Below are 18,217 nucleotides of genomic sequence, written 5' to 3'. Positions count from 1 at the left end.
CTATTGTTTTGTTAAAGGGTTTGGCACAGTTCGACGAAGGTCTGACAGTAATTTCTGGCCATGATGTCCCAGCTGAACGCTCTGCTCGTATTGCATTTGAATTTCTGCCCCAGTTTTTCATAATGATCTGGATGGTCTAAAATGGACTGTAGCTGCGTTATCCATGCATGAGCGTCTCGGCTAGCAAGCAGAAGGCCATTGTGATTATGTGTAATGGCGCTAGTAATCCCTTCCAGTTCGGCGGCGACAACGATGGTGCCCGCAGCAGACGCTTCCAGGCAGACCAATCCGAAACCTTCCATATCTCCCGGTACCTGGATATTGGGCATCAGAAAAGCTTGGGCTCCTGCGAGAAGCTGCTTTAATTGAGCAAAGGGAACTTTTCCCAAATGCTGGATTTTTTCGGGATATGCCTTCAATAATTTGCGCATATCCTGTTGATCTGTTGGATACCCAAGAAATAGGGTAAACAGATGATAAAGTTTGTTGGGCAATAAGTTGAGTAAACGTTCCGTCAGCGTAGGGCTATGATCAAACGGCCCTATCATAATAAGTTTAAAATTACCCTGAACAGCAGGAATGACATGTTCCATAAGCCACGAAAACCCTTTGCGCCTTACAGCTCTTCCTAAGGTGATAAAATAAGGCAGAGGAGTAACATTTCCGTTTAGGTTATGATACTCAGTTCCGGTAAAATCCAGGTTATTTTCCGGTATTACAGCAGTGCTGGGAAGGGCTGGATCTACACCGTTTGGGATGACCAAGATTCTGGAGGCATCAATTCCACGTGATTGAGCGGCTTGGGCAGTCGCCTGGCTCACTGTTATAATCCGGTCAAATACATTGAAGCGGGGGATTATCCGGCGTTGAAAATAAGGAAATGGAAAAACCACATCGAGGCCATGAAGGGTGACGACCCTTTTCAGATGGTCATATCCCTTATGAAAAGATGCCACAGCAGCAATTAATCCGTCGTTAAAATGAATGAGCTTAATGCGGGGGTTGTCGTTGATTTTCGATAGGATACGTCGGTTTAAATGAAAGAAAAAAGTCAGAATGGATTCTTTGTTGTCATAAACGATGGTATGTACTTTTAGATAGAGTGCCACATTATTAATGAGCTCAAAGCTCTGTTTTTCCATTCCGCCGACCGCGGGCGGATATTTATGGCTAACAAATAAGATTTCTATTTCAGACGGTAACATGTAGATTTTTTCTTTTGATACAGAGATAAAATATTACTCCAATTGCGGTCCACAGTAGCTGACGGCCACGGCGCAGGAGGGAAACACTTAACCAGATGCTCCCTCCTGAAATTCCGATCATGCTAAGTAGTATTTTGTTTGAGATTTCTTCAACGCCAAGTTGCCCCGGAATAAATGCACCTGCACTTTTAAAAATAATTACACTCATATCCAGGATCAACCCATGGATTACTTTGACATCAACCGTCATAAATTTTAAGATCAGATAGAATTCCAGGCTTCCAATTAACCAATGTAATGCAAACAGCAAATAGGAATACCAAAATACCTTATTTTGCTGCTGGTAGAAGTCTTTTGTGTTCCAAAGTAATTGCTGGATCTGATTTTTTGCTTTCAATAGAACTGATGTATTGGCTACTTGTGCTGGTAGTGCTTTGTTGGATACGAGCCAATAAAATATAAAAATGACAAACAGCAACAGGATCGCACAGACGGCATAGACCGCAGGTCCTGTAGATCGGATAACCTCTTTTTTTAACGGAGAAAACATCAGCCAGATCATTGCAAAAAAGAAAAGGCTTAATTGCGATAGTATGGCTGTGATACGCGAGATGGTGACGGCATTGAGTCCCTGCTGCAATGGGATATCATAACGGGTTAGCAATTTGGCTTTAAGCAGATCTCCGCCGATGATGCTCGTGGGATTGAAGAGTCCGACCGTCTCACCGATTTGACGCACTGCAAAAAGTTCGATCAGGTTGATCTTTTTTTTCGAGGCTCCCAGACAAACCCACCAAGCCAGTGTTCCGAAGCAGTAGGCTACTAAAGTTGTCAATAGGATAATGATAAAGCGATAACCAATAGCTGACAGTTCTCTTTTCAAGGCAGAAAGATCGCTGTGTACTATGAAAATTACCATGGATGTCAGGATCAATACTAAAAAGGTGGCTTTGATTATCCGACGGGATGTTGTTAATTTGCCCATGCGAGATCTGTGTCCTGTGTTTTATCGACCAGTAATTCAATGTCTTCAAAGTATTGTTGGGATAACCGTGACCAGTCTAATTGGCCGACATAAGAAAGTCCAGCTGTAATCAAGCTTCTTCTTAGCGCTGCGTCAGACAGGATTTTCTTTATATAGTATACATATCCGGCCGCATTTTCGGGCTGGCATTTAAATCCACTTACACCATGCTGAATCAGCGATGCTGAACCGCCGCCATCTGCTATCACGCAAGGCAAGCCCGAAGCCAATGCTTCGACAACAACGTTGCCATAGGTTTCTGAAACCGAAGGAAAGACAAAGACATCTGCCGATGCGTACAGTATGGCAAGTTCCTGATGTGTCTTTTTTCCCAGAAAAATAGCATCGGGCATTTCCTGCATTGCAGTTGACTTTGCGGTTCCTTCGCCGACTACAATAAAATTGTAGTCCAGTTTTTGAGCTTGTATTTGCTGGTAAATGTCAATCAGGGTTTTGATATTTTTCTCCCAAACGATCCGGCTTACAAATAGCACGGTTGGTTTTTCATTTTTGGTCAGTTGTTGGATGTAACTCTTATTCTTTTTCGTGGGCGTAAATAGCTGCGTATCAATACCTCTTTGCCAGAGCTTCAATCCGTCCTGTTGAAGGCCAATTTGCTGGAGTTCAGCTAAGATAGATTTTGTCGGAACATAGATGATGTCACATTTGTTGTAGAAATTATTCATTGCACGTTTCATCCATTGTTCTGTGGGTTTGACCAGAGGCAATATATTTTTGAAATAATATGCGATGTAGGAGATGAAATGTGTGTGGTATATGGTTAATACGGGGATATTTCTACGTTTGGCATAATTCAATGCAAAGAATCCCAGCAGCGAGGGGGTTGCGATATGAATGATGTCCGGTGCAAATTCATCCAATGCCAGTTCAAGCTTTTTTTTGATGAGCTGCGGAATAGCCAGACAATAATCATCATTGACAGGTATTTTGAATGTGGGAACTTTGTAAGAAAGAAAGTCCCGGAATTGTGTGGGACCGCCACCGTAAATAAAGAAGTAGCTGAAATTTTGTTGGTCAATACGATTTATGAGCTGAAACATTGTTCGAGATGCACCGTCGAAATCTTCAACGAGTATTTCTGTAAAAAAGGCTACCTTTCTCATTTTATTTTAATTAGGGGTTTCATAAAAATATTTGAAAAGCGTAACTCAAAAGCTATTTAGATATTAATCTTTTATCATTAAAGTGTTTGTAAATTGTTAATTATTAATAATTTGTCAATATTTTTTATAGGTAAAATTAATTTTAGAATATAGTTGACCTAATCTTGCAATTTTATTTTTGGGATGAACAAATTATTCAGTCCATGTTATTAGATTTATTGTTCGAAAGAAAAACTAGATTCAAAGATCTCCGAAAGGTGCTGATTTTAGCTGTTTGTGCTTCGGCAGGCGTTATGTTGGGCTTCAAATTGAAGCCTAAGGAAGTAAGGCCCATGAATTTCGTTTATGTCGATATGCCAAATGCACGGGAAGGACGCCTTAGTTTATTGACCTATAACATCGCCGGTCTTCCAGAATTGATTTCAAGTGCCGAGACCGAAAGGGCTTCGAGCATTACCTCGATCGGTGAATTAATAAATCCTTTTGATATTGTCAATGTGCAGGAGGATTTTAATTACAATAAGTTTTTGTACAGTAGAAACAGGCATAGCTATCGAACTGAAAATATGGGCGGTGTACCTTTCGGTGATGGATTGAGCACACTCTCAAAATATCCCATACAGGATTTTGAACGGGTGAGTTGGAAGGACTGTAATGGATCGGATTGTTTGACTCCTAAAGGATTTTCTTATGCAAGGATCCAGCTGGCGAAAGAGGTTTTTATCGATGTTTATAATGTGCATGCGACAGCCCAAGATGATCCCGATGCAACGGTGGCCCGCCAGAAAAATTTGAATCAACTGAAAAATTATATTCGAGAGCATTCCGCAGGACAAGCTTTGTTGATCATGGGCGATTTTAATGCTCATTATGCGTATCCTTTGGATAATATTGTTTCTTTTCAGCGTGAATTAGCGCTGGTGGATGCTTGGGTAAATTTGAAAAATAACGGTAAAATACCGTCGCATAAGCAAGACTTTACAGCTCGGGCTGCATTGGACTTAACGGATGACTGTGAGGGAATTGACAAGATCTATTACCGTAATAATAACCGTATTGTTTTTGAAGCAAAAGACTATCAAGTTCAAAAGCAACTTTTTCAAAATAGAGCGGGACAAGATTTATCTGACCATTGTGCCGTATCGTTACAGTTGGGATGACGCATGATTACCCCCTTCGATCAATAAACTTTCTCAATTCTTTCATATCAATCGCGATTAGCACTGAGCCCCTTCAGTGCTTTTTTGTGTTTTGGTATTTTCGACGGTCCAAACGGGGGGATACCTATAAATAAAAAGCCCCATAAATAAGTTATGGAGCCTTTATAAAATTGGGATAAATTATCTTATTTATACATCTCTTCGCGTTGTGCTTTTACCACATCGCTGTTGATGTATTCATCGTAAGTCATTAACTTGTCGATGATTCCTTTCGGAGTCAATTCAATGATTCTGTTTGCCACAGTTTCAGTCAATTCGTGGTCACGAGAGGTGAACAGCATTGATCCTTTAAAGTCTGACATTCCATTGTTCAATGCGGTGATTGACTCTAAGTCCAAGTGGTTGGTCGGTTCGTCAAAAATTAAGAAGTTGGCTCCCTGTAGCATCATTCTTGAAAACATACAACGCATTTTTTCACCTCCGGAAAGTACTGAAACTTTTTTCATCACCTCTTCACCGGAGAATAGCATTTTCCCCAAGAATCCACGTAGGAATTGTTCATCTGCTTCAGGGTTCGTTGTATAGTCTCTTAACCAATCGACCAGATTTTCATTTTTACCTTCGAAAAAAGCCGCATTTTCAATTGGCATATCGGCAGGAGTGATGGTAACCCCCCATTTGAATTCACCACCGAAATCAGTATCTCTACCGGTAATGATATCGTAAAAGGCCGATGTTACTAGGGAGTTGGGGCCCAGTACGGCAATTTTATCACCTTTATTAATCATAAATGTGATGTCCTTGAAGAAGACTTCTCCATTGACCGTTTTACTTAATCCTTCGACCTGTAAGGTTTGGTCCCCCGGTTCACGGTTCATGGTATTGAACATGATTGCCGGATATTTACGGTTGGATGGTTTGATCTCATCAATATTGATCTTATCCAGCGCTTTTTTACGGGAAGTAGCCTGTTTTGATTTGGAAGCATTGGCAGAGAAACGACGGATAAATTCCTGTAGTTCCTTGACCTTATCTTCCATCTTTTTGTTCTGATCGGATCGTTGTTTTAAAGCTAATTGGGAAGATTCGTACCAAAACGAATAGTTACCGGTATAGATAGTCATCTTGCCAAAGTCAATATCTACTGTATGTGTACACACGGCATCCAGAAAGTGACGGTCGTGGGATACAACAAGGACGATTGCTTCATAAGATGCTAAAAAGTCTTCCAGCCAGGCAATTGTATTGATGTCCAAGTCATTGGTAGGCTCATCGAGAATCAAGATGTCTGGTTTACCAAATAATGCCTGCGCCAATAGGACACGTACTTTTTGATTACCATCAATCTCTGATACTAACTTGTAGTGAAGTTCTTCCTTAATACCTAAGCTGCTCAATAAAGTAGCTGCATTGGATTCCGCATTCCAGCCATCCATTTCTGCGAAAAGACTTTCAAGTTCGCCTGCACGTTCGCCGTCCGCATCAGAAAAGTCTTCTTTCATATAAATGGCATCTTTTTCTTTCATGATTTTGTAAAGATCTTGATTACCCATCATGACAGTCTCTAATACCGTATATTCGTCGAAAGCATAGTGATCCTGACTCAATACAGACATGCGTTCGCCGGGAGTAAATGCCACCGAACCTGTAGAAGGGTCAACTTCGCCAGAAATAATTTTTAAGAAAGTAGATTTACCAGCTCCATTGGCACCAATAATACCGTAACAGTTGCCAGGTGTGAATTTTAAATTGACATCTTCGAATAGTACACGTTTACCATAACGAAGGGAGAGATTTGACACATTAATCATGCTGCAAAGATACGTTTTAATCTTGTATTTTTTAACTATTTCCAAACATCAGTTCCTGACAGAATCGCCTTGGTTTTAGCTTTTGTAAAAGCTGGATTTTCATGTGAATAGCGTCTAACTGTCGAAAATACAAAATACAGACATAGGACCTAAAGTAGAGTAGAGAATATGGTTAAAAAAATGCGCCAGATTAATAAATTATGAATTGGGTGTTATACCTATAAATTGGCTTCTTTTTTGTGGTTCTAGCATTGAAATGAAATCAATTATGAAAAGAAATAGCATTCCGTATGCTTTAGTAGTCGTTTTTGCCTTTTTGCTGAATTTGCAGGGAGCCTATGCGCAGTTTGGTGGACTGCTTGACAAGGCGAGCAAGGCCGTAGCTTCCAAAGGGAGCAAAATGTTGGGATTGGACAAGCTTTTAAAGGAACCTGATGCGATAAGCACAAGTTTTGAAGATGTGAATCGGAAAGGTGAACAGATGCCCGATTTTCAAAATACAGCCGTCTATAAACCCTTGGAAAATTTAACCAAAAATGGTCAGGATGGCTATCTACTCGAAGCAGGTCATTATGAAATGACCAACAAAAGTTACTGTCTGAAAGCGGGTACCTATGCTCCGTCCAAGGGTGATGGTTATATGTACGCCCCCACGCTTGGAAAAAAAAGGGAGGTTGTTATCGCTATCTTAAAAAGTGCGGAAAGACATCCTGAAGTTTCACAATCGTCGATACAGATGTTATTGTGGACTATTATTGCCAAGACCAAATTTATAGACTATTCTGGCGAGGTCAAGGAAACAGCATTGAGGTTATTGAGTCCAGAACAATTGTTGTTATTGGAAGGCGGGGCACTAGGTATATTACCATTTGATGTTGTTCAAAAAGCAAAAGATCAGATGCCACCTGCTGTGCAGACTATATTTGAAGCAGAGAATAATATCAGGCAGCTGGTTTCTTCTGGCAACTATTCTTATGCTGAGTTTGAAAAGTATGCGATTATGGCCGGTATGGCCGAACCTCGTACTGATGTCCCTAGTGGTATCTGGACACTTCATCCCGATGGTTATTATGTCCGATATTTTCCTAGCGGTTACTCCATGACCAAAGTGCAGATATATGTACCGGAGGAACTGATCACAAAATTGAAAGGCAAAAAGTTGGTTTATGACGCGACAGATGATATTGCCTGCCCTGCGAATACAGGATCACAACGTTTAGCGCAAACCAATGAGCCGATTAAGCACTAGGTATGATGTGGTTAAAAGAGAAAATGGATGTATTTAGAAACAATAAGGGAGATCAATCGATCTCCCTTATTCATTAAATTTCCTCTTTTGCCTCCTGTATAATATAAAAATGATGACAATAATAGCTACGATCCCTAAAATAATATAATGGGAGCCTGATTGTTGTTGATGTTGGGTTGTATCCTCTGTCGTCTGCGCATATATAAAATTTGCTACGAAAAGAAGCACCATGAAAATCCACTTCTTGCACATAATAAACGGTTTATTAACTATAGTAGCAAGCTAACTATTTTTTGCAATAAAGACAAATAAATTTTACAAAAATGACAATATCAAGAAGTGGTTTGCAGTGGTTGTGTATAATGTGTTGATTTTTATGGAGATGTCGGATTTTTAGGCGGTGTTTAAAGTTAAAATGTCTCCATTATTGGAAGAGATTGTTGTCAAAATTCCCTTTTTGGTGTTGAACTATTAAAAAATAGTTATTTTTTGTGTTATAATGGGGCAGATTCATGTCATCTGGCTCGTAGGTGGAAATAATGAGATCAGAGGTCGGGTTAATGGACGTAAAGTTGTATATTGTGAACCTTTTGAGCATTTAAAGATATTAATGTCATGTCAAAACTTATTAATTTAACTGTCTTCAGAGAATTTTTGAAATCTAGCTTTGCTGGTGGGATTATTCTTTTTTCCTGTGTAATCTTGGCGTTGATCGTGGCCAATACATCGTTATATGGATCGGTCATGGACTTTCTGCTTCGAGAAGTAGGATTTGAAACCGACAGTATCCAGCTGAAATATTCCTGGTTGTTGTGGCTCAACGATGGACTAATGGCTATTTTCTTTTTATTGGTGGGATTGGAGATAAAAAGAGAAATTGTGGAGGGGGAGCTATCTTCTCCTAGTAAAGCCGTTCTTCCTATTTTGGCTGCTGTGGGTGGGGCATTATTGCCTGCGGCAATCTATTTTATCATCAATAAAGATGCTGCCGACACGGCGCACGGTTGGGGAATTCCCATGGCGACGGACATTGCGTTTGCGCTAGCCGTAATCACACTTCTGGGAAATAAAGTCCCGGCTAGCCTCAAGATTTTTCTGGCAGCTTTGGCCATTGTGGACGACTTGCTTGCAATCTTAGTTATCGCTTTGTTCTATAGCAACGGGATTCATGCAACCTATCTATTTATTGCGCTGGGCATATTTGTTTTTTTAATTGTCCTCAATAAACTTGGGGTAAAAGTGCTATGGGCTTACCTTATTCCGGGGCTTTTTATTTGGTATTTTATCCATCATTCTGGCATACATGCGACTATTGCGGGGGTGTTGGTAGCAATGACATTACCCACTACGCCTGATGAAACAGAGTCTCCGCTGGAAAAGCTTGAGCATTTATTGACTAAACCCGTGAATTTTATTATTATCCCTTTGTTTGCGTTTGCAAATACATTAATTCCAATTCATGCAGAAATGGTTGGCGGTTTAACTTCAAAATTGGGACTCGGTATTATTGTGGGATTGATTGCCGGAAAATCAGTTGGCATATTTTTAATTTGTTTTATCGCAAAAAAAATGAAAATAGCACAGCTTCCGGATGGTGCAAGCTGGATGCAAATTTTCGGTGTAGGTTTATTGGGGGGAATTGGTTTTACCATGTCTATCTTCATATCTATCTTATCATTTGATGACGCCTTCCTGATCGAAGAAGCAAAATTTGCGGTGCTTATGGCTTCGCTTTGCGCTGGAATATTAGGATATACGATATTGAGATTGGCGGGTAATTCCAAAAACAATCTGGAGAGTATAGGCTAAAAATGGCATGGATTTAAAATGCTGTCAGCAGGTTTATTTTCGGTATAGTCCTTTGGCGAGTAAAAGCTGACCTCATATATAGATTAGTTTTAGTAACTTAGCACATATTTAATAAAATAATAAAATTTGAGATTTACTGAATTTGGTTTTGTTCCGGAATTGGAAGAGGGCTTAGAAAGCATGATGTTTGAAGAGGCTACGCCTATTCAAGAACAGACAATTCCCGTCATAAAGGAAGGAAGCGATATGATTGCCTGTGCGCAGACAGGCACGGGGAAAACGGCGGCATATATGTTGCCAATTTTAGATGCAGTCGCTAGAGATGCTAAAGAATACATACGTGCGATTATACTTGTTCCGACAAGAGAACTGGCATTGCAAATAGATCAACAGATCATGGGGATGTCCTATTATACGGGGGCAACTTCCATCTCGATCTACGGAGGTGGTGACGGTATGGGCTACGAACAGCAGAAACGTGCTATCCGGGAGGGCGTTAATATTATTGTCGCTACCCCTGGTCGACTAATTAGTCACCTTACCTCAATGAAAGTCGATTTAACCCATCTGACGCATTTTGTGCTAGATGAAGCGGACAGTATGCTGGATATGGGGTTTCAGGATGATATATTACGCATTGTCAGCTATCTGCCAAAGAAAAAGCAAATGCTACTTTTTTCCGCGACGATGCCCCTCAAAATCCGAAATTTTGCGAGAAAGATTCTTTCTAAACCCGTTGAAGTCAATATCGCCATTTCAAAACCTTCGGAAGGTATAGATCAGCGTGCATATCTTGTATATGATAAGCAAAAGATGGATCTATTGAAGATTATCTTACAGGATGTTAATTATGTCTCTGTCATCATTTTTGCCTCACAAAAAACTACAGTTAAATTATTGGCGCAAGAACTGCAAAAACAGGGAATAGACGCAGAAGGTTTTCATTCTGATCTCGAACAGGCGAAGCGTGAGGATATCATGAGCAGATTTAGATCACGGCAGGTGAGGGTACTTGTCGGGACGGATGTAATTTCGCGCGGTATCGATATCGTAGGGATCAGTCTGGTTGTAAATTATGATGTTCCGCCAGATCCTGAGGATTATGTACACCGTATCGGCCGTACAGCGAGAGCTGCAACAACAGGTACTGCCATTACTTTTGTGAATGACAAAGATCAACAACGCTTTTCTCAGATTGAAAACCTGATCGGTTATCCTGTAGAACAAATCGCTTTACCGGAGGGCTTTGAGGCTGGACCTGAATATAATCCTACAAAGAAAAGCGGCAATTCGCAAAATCGAAGACGTTCCAATAAGAACAGAAATAAAAATTATCAGAAACAAAAAAGGGCTTAATTTATTAAGCCCCTTGTGTTTTATGCTATTCGCCTGTCTGATCGGTCTATTCTGTTGCCCATACAGCCAGTTCATAGCCGTCGGGGTCTTTAAATTGGAATCTTTTGCCACCAGGAAAGCTAAAGATGTCTTTGACAATGACGCCCCCGGCCTGAGTGACTTTGTCACGCGTAGCGACCAAATCATTCGAGTAAAGAACGACTAAAATACTGCCGTTTATCGGTGTTCCAACCGTAAAACCTCCATCCACATATTTACCGTCAAAGGCCGTATACTCAGGACCGTAATCTGTAAAGCTCCAGCCAAAACTTGCTGAATAGAATTGTTTAGCTCTTTCAAGATCGCTTGATATAAATTCAAGATATTGAATTTGCTCATGGATAAGTTTGTTGTCTGAAGAAGAATTGCTCATAATATTGTCTAAGTGATGTTCATTTTTTCGAAAGCTCACTTGAATTTCTTATTGCAAGTGAGCTTTCGATATGATATAAATATAAGACTTTGCCCGAACAAATTTTTGGACATATCTCATGAATCTGTTATTAATTAGTGCTAAACGATTTCATAGTCTTTATGTTATATCAAAATCTCGATTATTCTCTTTTTCTACCGAGGAGTGCCTGGATAAACACAGAGAGCATAACCAATGAAAGTCCGAAATAGAATGATAGATTGAGTTCTTTGGATTCATGAAAGAAAAAAAATGCAATTAGGATAGCATACACAGGTTCGAGGTTAAGGCTTAAATTGAGCGTAAACGCAGAAATTCTCTTTAAAATTTCTGTGAAAGCGATATATACGGCGACGGTACAAAAGAGGGACAAGACGAGGAGGTACAGCATATCCGTTAAACTCGGGATAAAAGAGGACATGGGATAATAATAAAGATAGCCGGGAAGGAGCAGACCCAGGCCGATAGTCCCGCCGATCATTTGATAATAATTGATGATTATACTATTGTATCGTTTGACCAAACGTTCATTATAAATCGCGTAAAGCGAAGCGAATGCTGGGGAAATGATTCCCAAGATAATACCCAATTGATGCGCTGTATCGAAATGAAATATCGATGCTATACCACATAGTGTAAGTCCACTCAGCAGAAACTCCGAACGTTTAAACCTTGTTCTGTTGATCATTGGGGCAAAGATTGCGGTAAAGAAACTAGCCATGCAGTAACAGACTACGCCAATGGAAATATTTGAATATTTGATACTTGCATAAAAAAGTAGCCAGGAAGCTGTCACCAAAAGCCCATTTTTTGCGATAGCTAATTTTTCAGCTAAGCTGATCTGATGTGGAATTTTAAACCATTTTAAAATAAAAAATAGAAAAATAGCAGCGAAAAATACCCGATACCAGGTTAGCATACCTTCATTGAGACTGATGACCTTGCCCAATACGCCCGATATACCTAAACATACCACAGCAAGATGCAGTATGAAATATGAATGTTTCATAAGATGTTGTCTTCCAGATCTACCTTAAAAAAGACAGATATTTATTGTTATAAAATTTGATTGAGAATTTAAGGCATGGGCAATTAGCCGATTATTCGGTGCCATGCTTTATTAATATTTTAGCAAATATTAAACGATTGGAGGAGGAAGACAGCTTGTTCTGTTCATAACATTCAATTTCTTAATCCGAAGATAAGAAAATTTAATGGTTTAATTTCGAAGAATGAAAAATAGCAAGGATCCATTTGGGTGATTGTATTTGTGGTGAGGGTATCTGCCAAAAACGGGGGCTAATTTTCATTAGCCCCCGTTAATTAAACTTTGATAACATGGATATGCCCAAAATCGTCTGAAGAAAACCTTATGCTTATCCCGTTACTGTTCGGTATCGTTAACTCCACCCAATGCGCGGTAAAGATCCACCACTGCGTTAAGTTTTTCCCGCTTTATGCTAATATGTTCGAGATCATTTTGTAAAGCATTGTTTTGTGCGGTTATGACCTCCAAATAATTTGCCATGCCACTTTTGTATAAGAGCGCAGCATCCGAAGTTGCTTTGGCCAATGATTTGGATTTAGCTTCAATCAGTTGTAACCTCCTTTCGCTATGTTTAATTTTAGCCAAGGCATCCGATACTTCCGAAACCGCGAGCATAACAGATTGTTTGAACTGTACCGCCAATTTCTCCCGCTCGATTACCGAGATGTCATAGTTCGTTTTTAATGCACCTTTTTGAAAAATGGGCTGGGTGATGTTGCCGGCTATTGTTTTCACTATTGAACCCGGCAGATCAAACCAGCGATTGAACTGAAAGGAGTTCGTTCCGATCGAAGGTGTTAAACTTATTGAAGGATACATTGCAGCTTTCGCTAATCCCATTTTACTATTAGCGGCGACAATAGCATATTCAGCTGCTTTTACGTCGGGTCTCCGGCTAAGCAGTTCGGCAGGAACACCGGTTGCTACTGTTTCGTTGACGAATGTTGCATCAAGATCTTCGGAGCGCTGAATTTTATCAGGAAAATCGCCACAGAGAATGCTTAGGGCATTTTCTTCCACGGCAATATTCTGGTCTGCCAAAGGAATCAGCAATTCTGCAGTTTTCTTTTGGGCTTCGGCTTGTTCAACAGCTAACGAACTCACGAGTGAAGAATTATATTGGAGGCGTATCATCGCCAATGTACTGTCACTAAGCTGAACGTTTTTTTGTGCAATCTTTAGCTGTTCATCCAATGCGATCAAATTGTAGTAAGATTGGATAACCTGAACAATAATGCGGGTCTTTAATGCAGATAAATTTTCCTTCTGTCCAAAGAAATTTGCTAAAGCTTCTTCTTTCTGCATTTTTGCCTTTCCCCAGATGTCTGCTTCCCAGGCAAGCCTGAGCGTAGCGCTGTAGTCATCCATATAAGGTGTTCCGATAAACTGATCACTAAGGGAACCATTGAGGGAATTGGTGGATAGCCAAGTTCTATTCGCGCCCAAGTTTATGTCAAGTGTCGGCAACAAACCCTTTTTTGATTGTTTATAAGCGAGCTCCAGCTGTTGCATACTAAGCAGTGCCACACTTACATCCGTGTTTTTAACCAGTGCTTTCGTTATGAGTGCGGTCAGATTGGAATCCTTCACAAACTTGCGCCATGATAACGCCAGTGTATCGGAAGTCAGGACAATTTCGTTATTTCTGAAATTTTCCGGTAGCTCCATGTCCTGACGTGTATATTTTTTGCCCACACTGCATGAAGCGAGCAGTAGGGAAGTGCCTGCTAATATGATAATATATTGGTGAAATTTTTTCATTTTAATGGTTTGTCTTATCCACGAGTTTTTTACTTGAAACCTTCTCCTGCAAATATTGAAACACCAGGTATAATAGAGGTATAACGATCACACCCAGGATCACACCGCTTAACATCCCCATTGCTGCTCCGGTACTGATGGAGTGGTTGCCTGTTGCTGTTCCGCCCGATGCGAACATCAATGGGATCATACCTGCTATAAAAGCCAATGAGGTCATTAAGATCGGTCTTAGACGTGCTTTGGCACCCTCCAGAGCCGAATCAAGGAGTGAAGAACCTGCCCGTCTACGCTGCAAAGCAAACTCAACGATCAGAATCGCATTCTTGGCCAAGAGACCAATTAGCATAATCAATCCGACTTGAACGTATATATTATTGTCCAGACCGATAGCACGTGTTCCTAAGAACGATCCTATAATCCCTGTCGGAATCGATAACAGAACTGCCAACGGCAATAGGTAACTTTCATATTGAGCGGAAAGCAAGAAGTAGACGAACAATAAGCTCAATGTCAAAATGATCATCGTCTGATTGCCGGAAGATTTTTCTTCAAGGCTAAGTCCTGTCCATTCGTAACTATAGTCTCCGGGCAGCTTGTTCAATACGTTTTTCTCCAATGTTTCCATAATAGCTCCGTTACTGATGCCCGGATTACTAACGACATTTATGGTGAGTGAGTTGTACAGGTTGTAGCGTGTTACGGATTCTGGTCCATAGACTTTACGTAGTGTTACCAATGTATTTACGGGCAGCATTTCCCCTTTGTTATTCTTGATAAATATTTCATTGAATGCGTCCTTATCTGTTCTAAAAATTCCATCTGCTTTTACGGCAATACGATAGAATTTACCAAAGCGATTGAAATTCAATGATTGATCGCCCGCAAAATAGGTCTGGACCGAAGAAAGCATTTCACTTACATCGACTCCAAGCTGGGCAGCTTTATCCTCGTCAACTTCCAGTTCCATTTGAGGGTAATCCGCTCTAAACATGGTATAAGCAAATTGCACACCCGGTTGTTGCATGATCTTAGCAATAACAGAATCGGACATCGCTTTAAGCTCCACCGGGGATTTACCGGCTCTATCCTGCAGTACAAGTTCGGCCCCGTTCATCATACCGTAACCGTCAACAGGAGGGGAGCGGAAGGCCATTGCATTACCTTCTTTGACAGTGGTCAGCTTTTCAGAAATCACCTGATGAATCTGATCAATATCATTCATTTCGCCACGTTTCTTCTTATCTTTTAGACGGATGAAACCTGTTGCGTAAGCCGCACTGGAGTTGTTCCCGATCATATTGAAACCCGTTATACTTGTGTGACTTTCAATAGCGGGTAGGTCAGCGAGTAGCTTTTCTATTTTTTCCACGGCTTTTGTCGTCCGATCGAGACCGGTTCCCGGCGGCATCTCCAAACTGTACACGACAAAGTTGTCATCTTCCATTGGAACAAAGCTTTTTGAGGTACTCGTCATCAAATATCCTGCAGCAGCTATCGTGGTGATAATTAATAAAGCTGCTATCCATTTTCTCTTAACGAGGAATTTCAGTGAACCAACATATCTATTTGTCATGTTCTCAAAACCAGCATTAAATGCTTTGAAAAACCGCTGGGAGAATCCTGCTTTCTGCGTTTGCCCGTTGTGATTTTCGGCATGTGTGTTTTTCAGTAACAAGGCACATAGTGCTGGGGTCAATGTAAGCGCATTGATTGCCGAAATTACAATAGCGATAACTAGTGTATAGGCAAATTGCTTATAAAACATTCCCGATGAACCCGTCATAAAACCGATCGGAATAAATACAGCGCACATGACCAAGGTAATCGAGATTACGGCACCAGTTATTTCGCCCATGGCACTGTGTGTAGCCTCATTACCGGTCATGGTCGATGTTTCCATCTTGCCATGGACGGCTTCGACGACAACAATGGCGTCGTCGACGACAATACCGATCGCCAATACCAAGGCGAAAAGGGTCAATATATTGATGGTAAAACCAAATACCAGCAAGAAAAAGAACGTTCCCACGATGGCAACTGGTACCGCAATTGCAGGGATAATGGTCGATCGGATATCCTGCAGGAATAAGAACACAACCAAAAAGACCAAAATGAATGCTTCAATTAATGTAGAACGTACTTGAGCGGTACTTTCATCCAGACGTTCCTTGGTACTGATCAGTTTAAAGATCTTGATGCCGGGAGGAAAAGAGCGTTGTGCTATTTCGATCTGTTTATCGATCCCTATTTCGATTTCATTGGCATTGGAACCAGAAGTCTGGAAAATACCGATTGTAACCGTGTTCAAACCATTATTTTGCGAGTTACCGCTATAGCTGATCGAACCAAATTCTATCCGGGCAACATCTTTTAGCCGGACGATCTGAACATCATTATTTTTGACAATAATGTTTTCATACTGTTCCGGAAGGTTCTTTTTCCCTTTATATCGAATGACATATTCCAGGGGTGCTTTTGATTCTTCACCTAATTTTCCCGGGGCAGATTCCAGACTTTGTTTAGAAATAGCGGCGATGACCTCCTGAGGTACAAGACCGTAACTTGCCATTTTCTGAGGGTTCAGCCAAACGCGCATGGAGTAGTCTTTCGAGCCAAATACCATGGCCTGGCCCACGCCGGGAACACGTTTGATCTGCGGGATCAGGTTAATGTTGACATAGTTCTGCAGGAATAGTTCATCATATTTTTTGTTATCTACGGTATAGATATTGAAAATCATGATCATGCTATTCTGCTGTTTGGAAGTCGTCAATCCCATACGGACCACTTCCTGTGGCAAAATTGGAGTAGCCTGCTGCACCCTGTTTTGTACGTTTACTGCTGCCTGATCTGGATTTACGCCAGCCTTGAAGACGATACGCACCGAAAATGTACCGTCATTACTGGCCGTTGAGGTAATGTATTCCATGTCCTCCACACCGTTGATTTGTTCTTCCAGTGGTGTAACAACTGAGCGTAGTACGGTTTCACTATTACCGCCGGGGTAACTTCCTGTCACTTGGACAGTGGGTGGGGCGATGTCCGGGAACCGTGTCTGTGGTAACCTGAGTAGACCGATGATTCCGAGTATGACAAATATGATAGATATAACAGTTGCCAAAACTGGCCTGTCAATAAATTTCTTCAGCATTTTATTTTAAATTTTAGATAAATCTACTACAGGTTCTTATTTCTTAGTAGGTTGAACCTGCATTCCGTCATTAAGCATATCAATTCGATTCATTACGATTTTTTCACCCGCTGTTAGACCTGATTTGAGCAGATACTCGTTGGCCGTATTTCCGGCAATCTCGATCTGTTTCATGGCAATTTTGTTTTTGTCTCCGATGACATAAACAAAATAGCGGTCCTGGATATCTTTAACAGCTGCCATGGGAACTAACAATACATTGTCATGAGCCTTTTTTAGGACAACTTTGGCTGAACCGCCAGAACGAAGTATCTTGTCCGGGTTGGAAAAGATTGCCTTTAATGTCATACTACCAGTCGTCCTATCAATATTACCGCTGGCCATTTCTACTTTTCCAGGGTGATTATAGACTGTACCGTCAGCCAGGATCAATGTTGCATCATCCTGAGATGATTTTGTTTTATGGTCCTTCATAAAGGTTATAAAATCAGCTTCGCTTAAGGAAAAATAGACGTTCACGGTATTGATTTCAGACAATGTTGTCAACGGTGTTGCATCTGCAGCCGTAATCAGATTTCCGATACGATTTGGGATCCGCCCGATATATCCGCTTACTGGAGCATTTATTAAGGTAAATCGCGCATTGATTTGCGAGGAGCCTAAGGCCGCTTGTGCCTGTGCAACCTGAGCTTTTGCAGCAGCGTAATTTGCTTCGGCAGTTTTAAGTTGAAGTTCGGTGTACACCTTACCTTCTACCAAGGGCTTGATTTTTTCAATTTCCAGTTTGGCATTTTGCTCTGCGGACAGCGCTGCCTGATAAGCTGCCCTGCTGTTATTAACTTGTTCATTATATACATCTGCTTTTATTTTGAAAAGGGCTTGGCCTTTGGTGACGTAATCCCCCTCCTTCACATAGATCTGCTCCAGATAACCCGTTACTTGAGCTTTTACGTCAACATTGACCGTACCTTCTATTGTGCCGGGATATTTTTTTTCTGTTTCCGCCTGTGCGGGGGATAGTTCGATAAAGTCAACAGTAACTGCCTGCTCTTGCGGTTGTTCTTGGTT

13 protein-coding genes are annotated in these 18,217 nt (G+C 40.9%); 4 read left to right on the top strand and 9 right to left on the bottom strand.

Features of this window, described 5'->3' with window-relative positions; all coding sequences use genetic code 11:
* Positions 1-11: 11 nt before the first annotated feature.
* From B4G94_RS06940 to B4G94_RS06930, 3 genes are read right to left on the bottom strand one after another with little or no spacing between them, the layout of a single operon-like run.
* Entirely contained in the window at positions 12-1,205 is a 1,194-nt protein-coding gene (locus B4G94_RS06940) for a glycosyltransferase family 4 protein (RefSeq protein ID WP_286857940.1), read from the bottom strand.
* Positions 1,192-2,190 (bottom strand): lysylphosphatidylglycerol synthase transmembrane domain-containing protein, encoded by a 999-nt coding sequence (locus B4G94_RS06935; protein ID WP_286857938.1) that lies wholly within the window; start codon positions 2,188-2,190, stop codon positions 1,192-1,194. Before B4G94_RS06935 ends, B4G94_RS06940 begins: the two co-directional genes overlap by 14 nt.
* The gene (locus tag B4G94_RS06930; protein ID WP_286857936.1) at positions 2,178-3,353 is read right to left on the bottom strand and encodes a glycosyltransferase family 4 protein; all 1,176 of its coding nucleotides are present in this window, start codon (positions 3,351-3,353) and stop codon (positions 2,178-2,180) included. Before B4G94_RS06930 ends, B4G94_RS06935 begins: the two co-directional genes overlap by 13 nt.
* Positions 3,354-3,556: 203 nt before the next feature.
* Here B4G94_RS06930 and B4G94_RS06925 point away from each other — a divergent pair, with 203 nt between their 5' ends.
* The gene (locus B4G94_RS06925) at positions 3,557-4,513 is read left to right on the top strand and encodes an endonuclease/exonuclease/phosphatase family protein (RefSeq protein WP_286857935.1); all 957 of its coding nucleotides are present in this window, start codon (positions 3,557-3,559) and stop codon (positions 4,511-4,513) included.
* Between the two features lie 185 nt (positions 4,514-4,698).
* Here the strand turns inward: B4G94_RS06925 and B4G94_RS06920 are convergent, their stop codons facing one another.
* Complete coding sequence (locus B4G94_RS06920) at positions 4,699-6,324, bottom strand: ABC-F family ATP-binding cassette domain-containing protein (RefSeq protein WP_104382479.1); 1,626 nt, start codon at positions 6,322-6,324, stop codon at positions 4,699-4,701.
* A gap of 268 nt (positions 6,325-6,592) precedes the next feature.
* Here B4G94_RS06920 and B4G94_RS06915 point away from each other — a divergent pair, with 268 nt between their 5' ends.
* From B4G94_RS06915 to B4G94_RS06905, 3 genes are all read left to right on the top strand, one after another.
* Positions 6,593-7,573: a hypothetical protein gene (locus B4G94_RS06915; protein WP_286857933.1), complete on the top strand. Its 981-nt coding sequence runs from the start codon at positions 6,593-6,595 to the stop codon at positions 7,571-7,573.
* A gap of 615 nt (positions 7,574-8,188) precedes the next feature.
* Positions 8,189-9,382 (top strand): Na+/H+ antiporter NhaA, encoded by a 1,194-nt coding sequence (gene nhaA, locus B4G94_RS06910; protein ID WP_286857932.1) that lies wholly within the window; start codon positions 8,189-8,191, stop codon positions 9,380-9,382.
* Between the two features lie 126 nt (positions 9,383-9,508).
* The gene (locus B4G94_RS06905; RefSeq protein WP_108632169.1) at positions 9,509-10,738 is read left to right on the top strand and encodes a DEAD/DEAH box helicase; all 1,230 of its coding nucleotides are present in this window, start codon (positions 9,509-9,511) and stop codon (positions 10,736-10,738) included.
* Between the two features lie 46 nt (positions 10,739-10,784).
* On the opposite strand, the gene B4G94_RS06900 is transcribed toward B4G94_RS06905, so the two are convergent.
* From B4G94_RS06900 to B4G94_RS06880, 5 genes are all read right to left on the bottom strand, one after another.
* Positions 10,785-11,150, bottom strand: a complete 366-nt coding sequence (locus tag B4G94_RS06900) for a VOC family protein (protein ID WP_108632168.1) — start codon at positions 11,148-11,150, stop codon at positions 10,785-10,787.
* 181 nt (positions 11,151-11,331) lie between these two features.
* A complete protein-coding gene (locus tag B4G94_RS06895; protein ID WP_286857930.1) occupies positions 11,332-12,198 on the bottom strand; it encodes a DMT family transporter in 867 nt (288 codons plus the stop codon).
* Positions 12,199-12,573: 375 nt separating this feature from the next.
* Entirely contained in the window at positions 12,574-13,998 is a 1,425-nt protein-coding gene (locus tag B4G94_RS06890; protein ID WP_286857928.1) for an efflux transporter outer membrane subunit, read from the bottom strand.
* A 1-nt stretch (position 13,999) separates the two neighbouring features.
* Positions 14,000-17,149: an efflux RND transporter permease subunit gene (locus B4G94_RS06885; RefSeq protein ID WP_108632165.1), complete on the bottom strand. Its 3,150-nt coding sequence runs from the start codon at positions 17,147-17,149 to the stop codon at positions 14,000-14,002.
* Between the two features lie 36 nt (positions 17,150-17,185).
* Positions 17,186-18,217: efflux RND transporter periplasmic adaptor subunit (locus B4G94_RS06880; protein WP_286857925.1), on the bottom strand; the 1,032-nt coding region annotated here is incomplete at its 5' end.

The organism is Sphingobacterium sp. UBA7625 (assembly GCF_002484085.1).
GTDB lineage: Bacteria > Bacteroidota > Bacteroidia > Sphingobacteriales > Sphingobacteriaceae > Sphingobacterium > Sphingobacterium athyrii.
This window is presented reverse-complemented; position numbering and strand designations above follow the sequence as displayed.

Bases quoted from the DNA above. Each gene is read 5' to 3' on its own strand.
- B4G94_RS06940 (WP_286857940.1), bottom strand. From the start codon at position 1,205: ATGTTACCGTCTGAAATAGAAATCTTATTTGTTAGCCATAAATATCCG.
- B4G94_RS06935 (WP_286857938.1), bottom strand. From the start codon at position 2,190: ATGGGCAAATTAACAACATCCCGTCGGATAATCAAAGCCACCTTTTTA.
- B4G94_RS06930 (WP_286857936.1), bottom strand. From the start codon at position 3,353: ATGAGAAAGGTAGCCTTTTTTACAGAAATACTCGTTGAAGATTTCGAC.
- B4G94_RS06925 (WP_286857935.1), top strand. From the start codon at position 3,557: ATGTTATTAGATTTATTGTTCGAAAGAAAAACTAGATTCAAAGATCTC.
- B4G94_RS06920 (WP_104382479.1), bottom strand. From the start codon at position 6,324: ATGATTAATGTGTCAAATCTCTCCCTTCGTTATGGTAAACGTGTACTA.
- B4G94_RS06915 (WP_286857933.1), top strand. From the start codon at position 6,593: ATGAAAAGAAATAGCATTCCGTATGCTTTAGTAGTCGTTTTTGCCTTT.
- nhaA (WP_286857932.1), top strand. From the start codon at position 8,189: ATGTCAAAACTTATTAATTTAACTGTCTTCAGAGAATTTTTGAAATCT.
- B4G94_RS06900 (WP_108632168.1), bottom strand. From the start codon at position 11,150: ATGAGCAATTCTTCTTCAGACAACAAACTTATCCATGAGCAAATTCAA.
- B4G94_RS06895 (WP_286857930.1), bottom strand. From the start codon at position 12,198: ATGAAACATTCATATTTCATACTGCATCTTGCTGTGGTATGTTTAGGT.
- B4G94_RS06890 (WP_286857928.1), bottom strand. From the start codon at position 13,998: ATGAAAAAATTTCACCAATATATTATCATATTAGCAGGCACTTCCCTA.
- B4G94_RS06885 (WP_108632165.1), bottom strand. From the start codon at position 17,149: ATGCTGAAGAAATTTATTGACAGGCCAGTTTTGGCAACTGTTATATCT.